The organism is Geobacillus sp. YHL, assembly GCF_022341265.1.
Taxonomy (GTDB): Bacteria; Bacillota; Bacilli; order Bacillales; family Anoxybacillaceae; genus Geobacillus; species Geobacillus thermoleovorans.
In genome coordinates this window covers 401,264-415,700 of the sequence record NZ_JAEIGB010000001.1, presented here as the reverse complement: position 1 = coordinate 415,700, position 14,437 = coordinate 401,264, and the positions used below count along the sequence as shown (strand labels likewise).

The window sequence follows — 14,437 nt, the reverse complement described above, 5'->3', positions numbered from 1 at the left end:
ATCCCGTCGCTCTCGTTCTATAAGCCCGCCTCATCATAGGCGTCAATAATTTTCGCGACGAGCGGATGGCGAACGACATCCGACTGTTCCAAAAACACAAAGGCGATGCCGCCAATGGAGGCCAAAATGCGCTTGGCGACCGAAAGCCCCGATTCGACGCCCTTCGGCAAGTCGACTTGGGAAATATCGCCGGTAATGACCATCTTCGAGCCGAAGCCGAGCCGGGTCAAAAACATTTTCATTTGCGCTGGCGTCGTATTTTGCGCCTCGTCAAGAATGACGAACGCATCCTCCAGCGTCCGGCCGCGCATATAGGCGAGTGGGGCGATTTCAATCGTGCCGCGCTCAATCAACCGCTGCGTATACTCCGCTCCCAACACATCGTTTAAGGCATCATACAGCGGGCGCAAATACGGGTCAACCTTCTCTTTTAAGTCGCCTGGCAAAAAGCCGAGGCTTTCTCCAGCCTCAACGGCCGGACGAGTCAAAATGATGCGCTTGACGCTGCCGTTTTTTAACGCCTTGACCGCCATGACGACCGCCAAATACGTTTTTCCGGTGCCGGCTGGGCCGATGCCGAACGTCAAGTCATACTGTTCAATTGCTGCAACATAATAGCGCTGGCCCAACGTTTTGACGCGGATCGGCTTTCCTTTGGCGTTTTTTGTAATCTCCTCGTCGTACAGTTGAACAAGGCCGTCAAGCGCTCCTTTTTTTGCAAGCTGAATGGCGTAAAGAACGTCGCGCTCGCTGACCGCCGCCCCTTTGCGAATGACGATCAATAAATGGCGAAGCAATTCATCAACGAGCTGAACTTGCTGCGGCGTGCCGGAGACGTTGACCGTTTCCCCGCGCGTCACAATCGACACGCCGAGCTCTTCCTCGATCCGCTTTAAATGGATGTCATGGACGCCAAAGAGCGCCGCCGCTTCCTGCGGGTTTCGCACATGTTGGCTGATCGTAACGAACTGCTCTGACATTCTCAATCTCCTTGGACGATGGGTTGTGGTACAGCAATATTTTCGATGACTTCGTAATGCAATTCTACCCTTACTTTACCATTCTCTTTCGCCTGATGCAAAACTTTTTCGCTGCGAATGGCCGCCTCCTCCGGCAATTTCGCCCGCAGCTCGCGGCGGGCGATCTCTTTCGCTTCCGCGAACGCTTCTTCCCACGTGTAGCGCCGCTTCACTTCTTCCGCCTCGCGGATCGTGATGCGCTCGTAATAGAGCGGCAAGTCCCATTTCCAAAAACGAAACGGCCGTTTTTCTGTCTCAACGATGGTATGGGCAAACACCGGCTTCTTCCATCCCCAAACAGGAATCAAAAGGCGCCCGATTCCGACATAATGCCGTTCGGTGAACTTGCCGGTCAACACATGAAACGTCGTCTCAAGCGGCAGGACGACCGTAGACTTGTACCATGTTTCGCCAAACACTTTCCCTGACGCCGGCACAAACTTCGTCCTCCCTTCAGCGCCGATAATGCCAGAAACAAGCAGCTGGCCTTTTTGCACATAGTCGTTGACGGAAACGAGCGGTTGTCCCTCTTCAACGAACAAATCAGCGATGACCGCCTCTTTTTTTGCCACGAGATGACGCGGCGGAATCGGTTTTTTCGGCTCCGGAATCTCTTTTTCAACGACGCGGAAGTGAAGCGACGTCCCTTTCCACTCAACGCCGACCCACGTGATGTCCGGAACGCGTTCCGTCAGCTTTTTTTGCAGCGTCTCCGGGTCATCAAGCAGAAACTGAAATACGCCGCGCTCGACTCCCATTCGCTTTAACTCGCGGGCGATTTGATGCTCCGTCTCTGGAGCCGCCCCTTTGATTTCGATCTTCCAAACGATGTTCGAAAGCAAAAACACAATCGCTATAAAAAGGAGCAAGCCGAGCCAAAACCCGCTGTTCCGCCAGGCCTGCCGCCAAAAAAACGGCAGCCCGGTTCTCCCGACAAACGAAAGTTTGCATTCGCTTTGCCGGGCGACATGGCGCAGCCGTTTCACGTCGCTGAGCTTAATGAAAAACGTCGCGGTATCCGCGCTATGCTTTTTCACGTTCCAGACGGCAATCCCTTGGCGGACGCAGGCGTTGATCAACCGTTCGATCCCTTTCCCTCTCGCTTTGACCCGCACGCTGCCGGCGAGTGTGTCGACCCATTCGTTTTTCATCTCCGTTCCTCCTCGCTATTCATCTATATAAACGACTTGGCTGATTTTTCCTTCCAACAAAATTTCTTCCGGCAAAATCGTTTTAATCACAAACTGTTCGCCGCGGACAACGAGCTGTCCGTTCCGCAGCAAAAGGCGGAGCTCTTTATCGCTGAACGCGAGCAGCCCGCGGTGGTTTTCAATGTAAATATGTATGTGCCCAACCATCGTAATGCGGGGCAGATCCATCATAATGTCGGCGGGAAGTTCAAGCTTTTCCGCCATCCACCGCTTCATCTGCTGGCGCCATTTTTTCACCATCAAAAAGAACCCCCTTTCATCTCATATGTATGAGACAAAAGGGGGTTCTAGCACCGCTTTTCAAAAACAACGGGCCCGCCTGCCGGCAAGGCCCATTGCATTTATGACAGCTGTTGTTGGACAAGTTTGTTGACGAGCGAACCATCCGCTCTTCCTTTCACTTTCGGCATGATCGCGCCCATCACTTTTCCCATATCCGCTTTCGAAGAGGCGCCGACTTCCTTGATCGTCTGCTCGATCAATTCGCGCAGCTCGTCCTCTGTCAGCGGCGTTGGCATATACGATTGAACAATTTCAATTTCGGTTTTCACTTTTTCGACAAGATCTGAACGGCCAGCGTTTTCAAATTCTTGGAGGGAGTCTTTACGCTGTTTCAGTTCGCGAGAAAGAACCGTCAGCTCTTCGTCTTCCGAGAGCGGGCTTTTGCCGAGCTTGATCGCTTCGTTTTGCAGCGCCGCTTTCAGCATCCGGAGAACAGACAGTTTTTCTTTCTCCTTGTTTTTCATCGCCTGCTTCATATCGTCATTCAAACGATCGAGAAGACTCACCGATTATACACCCTCTTTAATGCATGCTCTTAGTGCTTGCGCTTTCTAGCCGCCTCAGATTTTTTCTTCCGTCTGACGCTTGGCTTTTCATAAAATTCGCGCTTTCTCACTTCTTGCAAAGTGCCCGTTTTCGAAACGGCACGCTTGAAGCGACGAAGAGCGTCGTCGATCGACTCATTTTTGCGAACGATCGTTTTGGACATCCTGCTTCCCTCCCTCCGAACAACAACCATTGCATATTGTACTTGTCAATTATAATACATGCTGACAGAAAAGGTCAATAAAAAAAAGCAGCGGCGGCCTGCTGGCCGCCTCTTCCCCGCGCTGAAAAAACGGTCATCACCCGCGGACAAGGCCCATACATATAGGGTGAAAGGGGAGTCGCCCATGGGGTCGTTTCTGATGCTGTTTGCCATTTACACCGCTTTGTTTCTTCTTGGCATGTTTATGATGAAAGCTGGGCTTTACACGTTGTCCGGCCATCGGTTAAAACGGTGGCTCATGCGCTTTACCGCCACGCCGCTGCAAGGATTTGCCGCCGGTTTGGCGACGACCGCTCTCCTGCAAAGCAGCTCAGCGGTGATGGTGATGACGGTCGGCCTTGTCGCCGCCGGCTACTTGTCGTTCCGCCAATCGATCGGCATCATTTTAGGCAGCAACATCGGTTCGACGGTCACGACCGAGCTGATGACGCTTGATATCGGCGATGGCGCCATCCCACTTCTTGTCAGCGGCGCGCTGCTTGTTTTTTTCGGCCGCCATCGCCTTGTTCTCGGCATCGGCATGACCACTGTCGGCCTCGCCGCTGTGCTGTTTGCCATGGACGGCTTTGGCAGCCTCGCTAAACCGCTTGCCGCCTATCCGTTCGTTGATGCATGGCTTAAAGAAACGAACCGATCCGTCGCTGTCGGCCTTCTTGTCGGCATCGTCCTCACCGCTCTCGTTCATTCGAGCGCGGCAACGATCGGTATCGCCATGGGATTTTTAAACGAACAGCTGTTGACGCTGTCCGCGGCGATTGCTCTGTTGCTTGGCGCCAACATCGGTACGTGCATCACCGGGCTTTTGGCTTCGATCGGCTCCAGCAAAGAGGCCCAGCTGACCGCCTACACCCATCTATGGCTGAACGTCGTCGGCGCCGCTTTGTTCGCCTTTTGGACCGAGCCGCTCGCCAGTTTTGCCGCCAGGCTCAGCCCAGCGCCTGATGTGCAGCTCGCTCATGTGAGCGTCTTGTTCAACGTCATTTGCTCAGTGGCTGCTCTTCCATTTGTCGGCGCCATCGAAAAGGTCATTCTGTTTTTGCATGACCGAAACCGGGCTTAGTAGTCAGCGCGGCCCGTCCCGCCGGTGACGATCGCCACCCCAGAGCTTGTGCCGATGCGCGTCGCGCCGGCGTTGATCATCGCCTCAGCGGTTTTCCAGTCACGGACGCCGCCTGATGCTTTGACGCCTGCTCTGTCGCCGACCGTTTTCCGCATCAGCGCCACATCCTCCACCGTCGCACCTCCGCCGGAAAACCCGGTCGACGTTTTCACATAATCAGCGCCGGCTTTCACTGCGAGCTGGCAGGCGCGCACTTTTTCCTCATCGGTCAAAAGCGCCGTTTCAACGATCACTTTGACAAGCGCCCTGCCAGCCGCCGCTTCGACAACCGCACGAATGTCGCGCTCGACAAGCTCGTCTTGCCCGCTTTTTAACGCGCCGATGTTGATCACCATGTCGACTTCGCGAGCGCCGTTTTCGATGGCGTTCGTTGTTTCAAACGCCTTTGTTTCCGGCGTCGTTGCCCCAAGTGGAAAGCCGATGACCGTGCAGACGCGGACATCCGTGCCGGAAAGCTCGCGCGCCGCCGTTTTCACCCACGTTGGGTTGACGCACACGGCAGCAAAGCCGTATTGCTTTGCTTCCGTGCACAGTTGCACGATTTGTTGTTCTGTCGCTTCCGGTTTGAGCAGCGTATGATCGATCATTTTCGCGATATTCATCGTCATTCGGAGAAACCCCTTTCTGCCATTTCCGTCAAGATGGAAAGTCTGACGTCTACCATCATACCATGCTCCCTCGACAAAAACTAGCCATCCGTATTGTCTCCGGAAAAAGACAGAAAAAACCCAGCAACTAGGCTGGGTTATGAGCTCCATTTGACCGAACGGGCCATTTCATCCGGCACAACGCGGACGAACTCTCCTTCATTGTACGGATAGCCGGCTTTCGTAATCTTCACTTTGACAAGTTCACCGACCATTTCCTCGGTTGCCGGGAAGCGGACTTTCAAATAGTTGTCTGTATAGCCGACGTACAAATCCGGCCGCTCTTTGTCGCGCTCTTCCGGAATGACTTCGAGCACTTGCCCTTCAAACCGGGAGGCGTACTCTTTCGCCAATTGGTCGGACAGAGCGATCAAGCGGCGGACGCGGTCATGCTTCGTTTCTTCATCGATTTGGTTCGGCATGCGCGCCGCCGGCGTGCCGGTCCGCTTCGAATAAGGAAAGACATGCAGTTCGGAAAACCGTTGTTCACGAATAAAGTTGTACGTCTCCATAAATTCGTCTTCCGTCTCGCCTGGGAAGCCGACGATGACGTCAGAAGTCACCGCCAGCTCTGGAAACACTTCGCGCAGCCGGGCGAGCCGCTCCGCGTAAAATTCCACCGTATATTTGCGGCGCATCCGCTTGAGCACCGTATTCGACCCAGACTGGAGCGGAATGTGCAAATGGCGGACGATTTTCTCCGACCGCTTCAGCACATCAATCACTTCATCGGTGATTTGGCTCGCCTCAATCGACGAAATGCGGAGCCGCTTCAGCCCCGGCACTTGCTCGTCCAAATCGCGCAACAAGGACGCAAAGTTATAGTCTTTCAGATCGGTGCCATAGCCGCCTGTATGAATGCCGGTCAGAACGATTTCTTTATAGCCGGCGGCGACGAGCTGGCGCGCCTGGCGAATGATTTCCTGCGGATCGCGCGAGCGCATTAAGCCGCGCGCCCACGGGATGATGCAAAACGTGCAGAAGTTGTTGCACCCTTCTTGGATCTTAAGCGACGCCCGCGTCCGATCAGTGAATTCCGGCACATCCATCTCCTCAAAAACGCGCGTTTTCATAATGTTGTGAACAGCGTTGATCGGCTGGCGCTCGCGCTGGAATTGCTCGATGTAATCCAAAATTTTATGCCGGTCTTGCGTGCCGATGACAATATCAACGCCCGGAATGGCCATGACCTCAGCCGGCGATGTTTGCGCATAGCAGCCGGTCACGCAGACGACGGCGTCCGGATTGCGGCGCACCGCACGACGGATGACTTGACGGCTCTTTTTATCGCCGGTGTTCGTCACCGTGCACGTGTTGATCACATACACATCCGCACGGCTTTCAAACTCTTTTCGCTCGTAGCCGGCTTTTTTAAACAGCTGCCAAATCGCTTCGGTTTCGTAATGATTGACTTTGCAGCCTAGTGTATGAAAAGCCACTGTCGGCATCTTGTTCACCTCACTCTGCCCCCCGCTTAGGGATCAGCGGGACCGAACTTTTATAAGAAACAGCCAATGTTGCTCACTAAGCGCGCTCCGCTTCGCCGTTCGGCGCGCGCAGCTCCCATTCATAAGAGGCGGCGGAAAGCAAATAGAGCGGAGCTGTTTCGGTCCGCAAAATGCGCGGCCCAAGGCTGCACGGCGAAAAGCCGTGCTGCCGAAGCTGTTCTGCTTCTTCCGGACTGAACCCGCCTTCTGGCCCGAAAACAGCCAGCAACGCGCCGCCCGGACGGAGGCGGGAAAGAAGCGCCGGAAGCGCGGCATGCCGGGCGTTTCGCGCCTCTTTTTCGTAGGCAAACAGCCGAACATCGACCGTTTGGCCAAAGGAGAGGAGCTCGACAAACGAAAGCGGCGCCCGCACGTCCGGCACCACCGTTCGTTCAGCCTGCTCAGCCGCTTCTTTCGCGATTTTTTTCCATCGCTCGACTTTTTTCTCCGCCTTTTTCGCGTCCCATTTCACGACCGACCGGGCGGCTTCGAACGGAAGAAAGCCGGCGGCGCCGAGCTCTGTTCCTTTTTGGATGACGAGCTCCCACTTTTCGCCTTTCGGCAGCCCTTGGGCGATGTAGATGCGCACCGGCAGCTCGCTTCGCTCCTCTTTCCATTGTACAATACGAGCTTGCACATGCTCATTGGCAATTTGTTCAATTTCACACACCGCCGTGCGCCCGTCTGGAAAGACGCAAATGATCCCGTCCCCCGGCTTCATGCGCATGACGCGGGCGATATGATAGGCATCATCGCCGCTGATCGCGACGATCCCGCCTTGTTGCGCCTGGCCGGAAACGAAATAGCGCTGCACAGCCATCCCTTCTTTGCTTACGGTTTCAGGGCGACAACCGCCACCCAGTCTTCCATCACGTTGATTTCCTCAATGGCAAAGCCGGCGGCAAGCAACCCGTCTTTGACGTCCTGCTTTTTCGCCTGAATGATGCCAGACGTGATGAAGCGGCCGCCTGGCTTTAACAACCGGTAGGCGTCACCAGTAAAGCGCAAAATGATTTCCGCTAAAATATTGGCGACGATCACATCAGCCGGTTCCTCGATATGGTCGAGCAAATTGTTTTGTGAGACCGTTACGATATGCTGCACCTTATTGAGCTTCACGTTCAGCCGCGCGCTGTCGACCGCCACCGGGTCCAAATCGAGCGCCCGCACCGACTGAGCGCCAAGCATCGCTGCGGCGATGCTTAAAATGCCGGAGCCGGTGCCGACGTCAATGACATGATCGCCGGGGCGCACATACTTTTCGAGCGCCTGCAGACACATGACCGTTGTCGGGTGCGTGCCGGTCCCAAACGCCATGCCCGGATCCATTTCGATGATCAGCTCATCACTAGACGCCGGCTCGTACGTTTCCCACGTCGGCACGATCGTAAACTTTTCGGACACTTTCACCGGGTGATAATGCTTTTTCCACGCCGTTGCCCATTCCTCTTCGTTTACTTCGCTCAATGTAATTTTATTTTTGCCAAGGTCGATATCATACAGCCATAAATTGTTAATCGCCTGCTTAATTTGTTCGACCGTTTCGCCAAGAAAACTGTTGACCGGCAAATATGCCTTAATGATCACCCCTTCTTCCGGATAGTCGTCCGGGTTGAGCTCGACGATCTCGCCGTACCAGTCATCCCGTTCTTTGACCAAATCGTATGGGTCTTCGATGACGACGCCGCCGGCGCCCGCTTCATGCAAAATGTTCGAAATCGCCTCGACCGCCTCATGCGTCGTATGAATGCTGATTTCTGACCATTTCATCGCGCTTACGCTTCTCCTTTAAACGCCTTTTTGACTTTCTCAAAAAAACGGCCGTGCGGCCCGTCGTGCATCGTGTCTCCGCCGAGCCGTTCAAACTCGCGCAGCAGCTGCTTTTGCTTTTCGGTCAGCTTCGTCGGCGTCACAACGCGGACAATGACGTGCTGATCGCCTTGGCCGTAGCCCCGTACGTTCGGCACCCCTTTTCCCTTCAAGCGGAAGCGCGTGCCCGTTTGCGTGCCGGCCGGGATTTTCAGCTTCACATGGCCATGGAGCGTCGGCACTTCGATCTCATCGCCGAGCGCGGCCTGGGCGAACGACAACGGCACTTCGCAATAAATATCGTCGCCGTCGCGTTTGAAAAACTCATGTGGTTCGACTCGGAAGATGATGTACAAATCGCCCGGGGGCCCGCCATTGACCCCTGGCTCCCCTTGGCCGGCGACGCGCAGCTGCTGGCCGTCGTCGACGCCGGCTGGAATTTTGACGTGAATTTTTTTCCGCCGTTTGACGCGTCCCGTGCCGCCGCACGTTGGGCATTTCTCCGGAATGTACCGGCCCGTGCCACCGCAGACGGGGCATGTCCGGCGGTTGACGATGCGGCCAAATGGCGTCGCTTGTTCGCTTGTCACTTGCCCGCTGCCGTGGCAATGCGGACAAGACGTCGGGCTTGTGCCCGGTTTCGCTCCGCTGCCCTGGCACGTGTCGCACGTCTCTTCCCGCGGAATTTCAATTTCCGTTTCTTTTCCGAACGCCGCTTCTTCAAACGTAAGCGTCATCATATACTCGACATCCGCGCCTTTGCGCGGACCGCTCGCCCGCCTGCGCGGACCGGCGCCGAAAAACGTTTCAAAAATATCTTCAAAACCGCCAAAGCCGCTAAAGCCGCCGAAATCAAACCCTCCGCCTTGGAATCCGCCGCCGCCAAACGTTTCGTTCGGGTCGGCATGGCCAAAGCGGTCGTAGCGGGCCCGCTTTTCATCATCGCTTAACACTTCGTACGCCTCTTTAATTTCCTTAAACTTCTCCGCGGCGTCCGGGGCTTTGTTCACATCTGGATGATACTGCTTCGAAAGCTTTCGATACGCTTTTTTGATCTCGTCTTTCGTCGCGTTTTTGCTGACGCCGAGAATCTCGTAATAATCGCGCTTCGCCATCGTTGATCATCCACTCCCGATTCACTCACATAAATTTAATTTTATCATTTCCCTCTGCGGCAAGGCAATATGTCAATGCTAGAAAAAAAGTCAAAGCCAAGGCAGGCCTGACTTTGACTTTCGGTTGCATTATTTATCGTCGTTCACTTCTTCAAACTCGGCGTCCACCACGTTGTCTTTATGATTGGCAGCGCCGCCTTGCGATCCTGCACTTTGCGCCTGTTTCGCCGCTTGTTCATACAGCTTGATCGACAGCTGCTGCACCGCTTCTTGCAGCGCGTCTTTTTTCTTGCGGATGTCGTCGATGTCGTTTTTCTCGAGCGCCGCTTTCAACGCCTCTTTCGCATCCTGCGCCTTCTTGATCTCATCGGCGCTCACTTTTCCTTCGACTTCTTTGATCGTTTTGTCGGTCATGAAAATGAGCTGGTCGGCTTCGTTGCGCAACTCGGCGGCTTCTTTCCGCTTCCGGTCGGCTTCGGCGTTTTCTTCCGCTTCTTTAATCATGCGCTGAATTTCTTCTTCCGACAGGCCGGACGACGATTTGATCGTAATCGACTGCTCTTTGTTCGTTCCTAAATCTTTGGCGCGCACGTGAACGATGCCGTTGGCGTCAATATCAAACGTCACTTCAATTTGCGGCACGCCGCGCGGCGCCGGCGGAATGCCGGTCAGCTGAAAGCGGCCGAGCGATTTGTTGTCCGCCGCCATCGGGCGCTCTCCTTGCAAAACGTGAATGTCGACCGTCGTTTGATTGTCAGCCGCCGTTGTGAACACTTGCGATTTACTTGTCGGGATCGTCGTGTTCCGTTCGATCAGTTTCGTAAATACGCCGCCCATCGTTTCAATGCCAAGCGAAAGCGGGGTCACGTCAAGCAGGACGACATCTTTCACTTCGCCAGCGATCACCCCGCCCTGGATCGCCGCACCGATGGCAACGACTTCGTCCGGGTTGACGCCTTTGTGCGGCTCTTTGCCAAGCTCGCGCTTGATCGCTTCTTGGACAGCTGGAATGCGCGTCGAACCGCCGACCAAAATGACTTTATCAATATCGGCTGGCGTCAAGCCGGCGTCTTGAAGCGCCTGGCGGACCGGCCCCATCGTCCGCTCGACGAGGTGGGCGGACAACTCTTCAAATTTCGCTCTTGTCAACGTCATTTCCAAATGGAGCGGACCGTTTTCATTGGCGCTGATAAACGGAAGCGAAATTTGTGTCTGCGTGACGCCGGACAGCTCTTTTTTCGCTTTTTCCGCGGCATCTTTCAAGCGTTGGAGCGCCATTTTGTCTTTCGACAAATCGATGCCGTGCTCTTGCTTGAACTGATTGACCAAATAATCGATGATCACTTGGTCGAAGTCGTCGCCGCCTAAATGGTTGTCGCCGGCCGTCGCCTTCACTTCAAACACGCCGTCGCCAAGCTCCAAAATCGAGACGTCAAACGTCCCGCCGCCTAAGTCATAGACGAGAATCGTTTGGTCTTCTTCTTTATCAAGGCCGTAAGCAAGCGCCGCGGCCGTCGGCTCGTTGATGATGCGCTCGACTTCGAGGCCGGCGATGCGGCCGGCGTCTTTCGTCGCTTGGCGCTGGGCGTCGTTGAAATACGCCGGCACCGTGATGACCGCACGCGTCACCGGCTCGCCCAAATAGTCTTCGGCGTACGACTTCAAGTATTGCAAAATGATCGCCGAAATTTCTTGCGGCGTATATTGCTTCCCTTCGATTTCGACTTTGTAATCCGTCCCCATATGGCGCTTGATCGAGATGATCGTGTTCGGGTTCGTGATCGCTTGCCGTTTGGCGACTTCGCCGACTAGGCGTTCGCCGTTTTTAAACGCGACGACCGACGGGGTCGTGCGGTTTCCTTCCGGATTCGGAATGACTTTCACTTCGCCGCCTTCTAACACGGCGACGCAAGAGTTCGTCGTTCCTAAGTCGATGCCGATAATTTTGCTCATCACTGATCACCCTCCGTTTCCGTTTATTGGCTTACTTTGACCATGGCGGGCCGCAGCACGCGGTCTTTCAGCTTATAACCTTTTTGCAGCTCCTCAACAACCGTGTTCGGCTCATAGCCTTCCGCTTCCGCCTGCATGACGGCTTGGTGCAAATAAGGGTCAAACGGCTTTCCGACCGCCTCGATCGCCTCGACGCCTTCTTTCTTCAAGGCGTCAACAAGCGACCGGTACACCATTTCCATCCCTTGCAAAATCGATTTCGCCTGTTCGTTGTCCGTCTCTATTTTCAACGCGCGTTCAAAGTTGTCAAGCACCGGAAGCAAATCGCTCGCCAAGCTTTGGGCGCGGTATTTTTCAGCCGCTTCCATCTCCTGGCGCGTCCGGCGGCGGAAGTTTTCAAAATCGGCGTACAGGCGGAGATACCGGTGTTCCATCTCTGAAAGCTTCGCTTCCAATTCGGCGATCTGCGCCTTGGCCGCCGCCAACTCCTCGGCCGTTGGCGCTTTTTCCGCCGGCTCCGCCGCTTCCTCCCCACCGGCCTCTTCAAGCGGAACGCCGCCTGATCCCCCCTCGGGCTGCGGGGCGGCTTCTTCCTCGATCGGTTGCTCCCGCTCCGGCTCATCGTATGTAGCTTGTTCCATCACTTGTTTTTCTCCTTGCTCCATCGCTTTCACCTCCCTGCCGGGGCTCTTCCCTTTTATGTATCAATGGCCACAAGGAAAGGATGGATGCGCGATCCATCCGTTATCCAATATGGCCATTCTTATTGACTTTGATACCATTTCGCGAGCGCGGCCGACAAATCGGAAGCGACACGGTTTAAGACAGTGATGACGCGCGAGTATTCCATGCGCGTTGGACCAAGAATCGCGATCGCCCCGAGCGGCTCATCGCCGACCGAATACGTCGCTGTAATCAAGCTGCAGTTTTCCATGCCGCGCAGTTCGTTTTCATGCCCGATCGAAACCCGCACTCCTTTTTGGGTTTGCTTGCGGAGCAGGCGATAAATGTCTTTTTCCTGCTCAATGATGTCCAGAAGCGGGCGCACTTTTTGGATGTCGCTGAACTCCGGCTGGTTGAGCATATTCGCCTTGCCGGCGAAAAACACTTTTTCTTCTTCAGGGGCATCGAGCGTCTCAATGAGCGTATTGAGCACGCTGTCGTAGTTGCGGATGTGCCGGCGCAATACGTCGGCCACTTCCGTCTCCATTTTTTCTTTCAAATCAATGAGCGGAACGCCGTTCAACCGCTCGTTGAAAATGTTGACCATTTTTTCGAGGTCGCCTGCGTCCATCGATGACGGAATCGTCACGACCCGGTTTTCAACATGGCCGGTGTCCGTCACGACGATGGCGACGGCTGTCTGTTCGTTGAGCGGAACGATTTGCATCCGCTTCAGTTTGCTTTCTTTAAACGTCGGCCCGAGCGCGATGGATGTATAGTTCGTCAGCTCGGATAAAATTTGCGCCGACTTTTGCATCAGTTTTTCCAGCTCATAGATGCGCTCGGCAAACACGGAGCGGATTTTTTGAATGTCCGCCCTTGTCAGCCGCTGCGGCGGCAGCAAATGGTCGACGTAGTAGCGGTACCCTTTTTCCGACGGCACACGGCCGGAAGAAATGTGCGTTTTTTCAATATAGCCGAGCTCCTCCAAATCCGCCATCTCATTGCGGATCGTCGCCGAGCTGAACGCGATTTGATGCTTTTTCGATAACGTCCGCGAACCGACCGGCTGCCCAGAACGAATGAAATCGTCGATAATCACCTGCAAAATCAGCAGTTGGCGGTCCGTTAGCACGTGTCTCACCTCTGTTAGCACTCGAACAATTCGAGTGCTAAATCTACTACTAGGGTAGCAAATCGCCCGGCAAATGTCAATGTTTACATTTCGCCGAGGAACGCGGCAAACACTTCATTGCCGAGCAGCTTGCCTCGTTTGGTCAAGCGGATGTGAGTCTCCGTTTCCTCGAGGCGTCCGTTTTCGATTTCCCGGCGGATCGCCGCGCCAAATATGTCGTGGAGGTCGCGGCCGAACTTTTGCCGAAAGCAGGCTTTGGACACCCCTTCCGTTTTGCGCAGCCCTAAAAACATTTCCTCTTCCATCTGCTCGCGAACGGTCAAGCGGCGCACGTCGCGGTGCGGCCATTGGCCGCGTTCGATCGCGCTGATGTAATGCCGGATGGGACCGATATTCGCCCGCCGCACCCCGTCGATATAGCTGTGCGCCCCAGCGCCGATGCCGTAGTACTCCTCGTTGTTCCAGTACGTCAAGTTGTGCCGGCTTTCAAATCCCGGCAAAGCATAGTTGCTGATTTCGTATTGCCGATAGCCAGCGGCAGCCATCTGCTCCATCGCTGCTTCGTACATCTCGGCTTCCATCTCTTCGCCCGGTAGACGGAGCCGCCCTTTCCGCCATTCGTTATAAAAAATCGTCCTTGGCTCCAAAATGAGGGAATAAGCAGAAAGATGCGGCACATGAAGCGAAAACGCCGCTTCTAAATCGGCCGTAAACTGCTCAAGCGTCTGCCCCGGCAAACCGTACATTACATCAATGCTGATGTTCTGAAACCCGACTTCTCTGGCCAACGCTACAGCCCGTATGACGTCGCCTCGCCGGTGCGTGCGGCCGATCGTTTGCAGAAGCTGATCGTCAAATGTCTGCACCCCCAGGCTCAGTCGATTCACTCCGGCATCGCGCAAAATAGCGAGCTTTTCTTTCGTCAAGCCGTCCGGGTTGGCTTCGACGGTAAATTCGGCCGTTTGCGGGTCAAACTGAAAATGGCGGTGGATGCTCGCAAGCAAACAGCCGAGCTGCGCCGGCTCAAGCACCGTCGGCGTGCCGCCGCCGATAAACAGCGTCTTGAGTTGGCTGCCAAATTCCGCCGCCGTCCACACCATTTCTTTGTCCATCGCCCGCAAATAGTCGTCAATCGGCTGGCCGGCGGCGAATACTTTGTTAAAATCGCAATAATGGCAAATATGGGCGCAAAATGGAATATGAAAATACGCTGAAACGGCCATCGGT

Annotated in this window: 15 protein-coding genes; 1 reads left to right on the top strand and 14 read right to left on the bottom strand. The window is 54.9% G+C overall.

Annotation, left to right across the window (positions count from 1 at the left end):
* Window positions 1-17 precede the first annotated feature (17 nt).
* The 5 genes from JCR24_RS02000 to rpsU form a co-directional block, all read right to left on the bottom strand.
* Window positions 18-980, bottom strand: a complete 963-nt coding sequence (locus JCR24_RS02000) for a PhoH family protein (protein ID WP_011231973.1) — start codon at window positions 978-980, stop codon at window positions 18-20.
* A 2-nt stretch (window positions 981-982) separates the two neighbouring features.
* Window positions 983-2,170: a sporulation protein YqfD gene (yqfD, locus tag JCR24_RS01995; RefSeq protein WP_011231974.1), complete on the bottom strand. Its 1,188-nt coding sequence runs from the start codon at window positions 2,168-2,170 to the stop codon at window positions 983-985.
* A 15-nt stretch (window positions 2,171-2,185) separates the two neighbouring features.
* Window positions 2,186-2,470: a sporulation protein YqfC gene (gene yqfC / locus JCR24_RS01990; protein WP_013144709.1), complete on the bottom strand. Its 285-nt coding sequence runs from the start codon at window positions 2,468-2,470 to the stop codon at window positions 2,186-2,188.
* A gap of 101 nt (window positions 2,471-2,571) precedes the next feature.
* Entirely contained in the window at window positions 2,572-3,018 is a 447-nt protein-coding gene (locus JCR24_RS01985) for a GatB/YqeY domain-containing protein (protein ID WP_011231976.1), read from the bottom strand.
* 29 nt (window positions 3,019-3,047) lie between these two features.
* Window positions 3,048-3,221, bottom strand: a complete 174-nt coding sequence (rpsU, locus tag JCR24_RS01980) for a 30S ribosomal protein S21 (protein ID WP_008879912.1) — start codon at window positions 3,219-3,221, stop codon at window positions 3,048-3,050.
* A 184-nt stretch (window positions 3,222-3,405) separates the two neighbouring features.
* Between rpsU and JCR24_RS01975 the strand changes: the two genes are divergently transcribed.
* Window positions 3,406-4,341 (top strand): Na/Pi symporter, encoded by a 936-nt coding sequence (locus JCR24_RS01975; protein WP_023634651.1) that lies wholly within the window; start codon window positions 3,406-3,408, stop codon window positions 4,339-4,341.
* Here JCR24_RS01975 and deoC read toward each other — a convergent pair.
* The 9 genes from deoC to hemW form a co-directional block, all read right to left on the bottom strand.
* Window positions 4,338-5,009 carry a deoxyribose-phosphate aldolase gene (gene deoC / locus JCR24_RS01970; protein WP_047758083.1) on the bottom strand — a complete coding sequence of 224 codons (672 nt, stop codon included), beginning with the start codon at window positions 5,007-5,009 and terminating at the stop codon, window positions 4,338-4,340. The genes JCR24_RS01975 and deoC overlap by 4 nt on opposite strands.
* A gap of 137 nt (window positions 5,010-5,146) precedes the next feature.
* Window positions 5,147-6,496: a tRNA (N(6)-L-threonylcarbamoyladenosine(37)-C(2))-methylthiotransferase MtaB gene (mtaB, locus tag JCR24_RS01965; RefSeq protein ID WP_011231979.1), complete on the bottom strand. Its 1,350-nt coding sequence runs from the start codon at window positions 6,494-6,496 to the stop codon at window positions 5,147-5,149.
* 76 nt (window positions 6,497-6,572) lie between these two features.
* Window positions 6,573-7,349 carry a 16S rRNA (uracil(1498)-N(3))-methyltransferase gene (locus tag JCR24_RS01960; RefSeq protein WP_011231980.1) on the bottom strand — a complete coding sequence of 259 codons (777 nt, stop codon included), beginning with the start codon at window positions 7,347-7,349 and terminating at the stop codon, window positions 6,573-6,575.
* A gap of 17 nt (window positions 7,350-7,366) precedes the next feature.
* A complete protein-coding gene (prmA, locus tag JCR24_RS01955; protein ID WP_033025857.1) occupies window positions 7,367-8,305 on the bottom strand; it encodes a 50S ribosomal protein L11 methyltransferase in 939 nt (312 codons plus the stop codon).
* A gap of 5 nt (window positions 8,306-8,310) precedes the next feature.
* On the bottom strand, window positions 8,311-9,459 hold the full coding sequence (gene dnaJ / locus JCR24_RS01950; RefSeq protein ID WP_011231982.1) for a molecular chaperone DnaJ: 1,149 nt from the start codon (window positions 9,457-9,459) through the stop codon (window positions 8,311-8,313).
* Between the two features lie 129 nt (window positions 9,460-9,588).
* Window positions 9,589-11,412 (bottom strand): molecular chaperone DnaK, encoded by a 1,824-nt coding sequence (gene dnaK / locus JCR24_RS01945; RefSeq protein WP_013144701.1) that lies wholly within the window; start codon window positions 11,410-11,412, stop codon window positions 9,589-9,591.
* 23 nt (window positions 11,413-11,435) lie between these two features.
* The gene (grpE, locus tag JCR24_RS01940; protein WP_033025858.1) at window positions 11,436-12,077 is read right to left on the bottom strand and encodes a nucleotide exchange factor GrpE; all 642 of its coding nucleotides are present in this window, start codon (window positions 12,075-12,077) and stop codon (window positions 11,436-11,438) included.
* A gap of 98 nt (window positions 12,078-12,175) precedes the next feature.
* Complete coding sequence (gene hrcA / locus JCR24_RS01935; protein ID WP_014196378.1) at window positions 12,176-13,210, bottom strand: heat-inducible transcriptional repressor HrcA; 1,035 nt, start codon at window positions 13,208-13,210, stop codon at window positions 12,176-12,178.
* An 83-nt stretch (window positions 13,211-13,293) separates the two neighbouring features.
* Window positions 13,294-14,433, bottom strand: coding sequence for a radical SAM family heme chaperone HemW (hemW, locus tag JCR24_RS01930; RefSeq protein ID WP_238979977.1), 1,140 nt, complete (start codon window positions 14,431-14,433; stop codon window positions 13,294-13,296).
* Window positions 14,434-14,437: the final 4 nt, after the last annotated feature.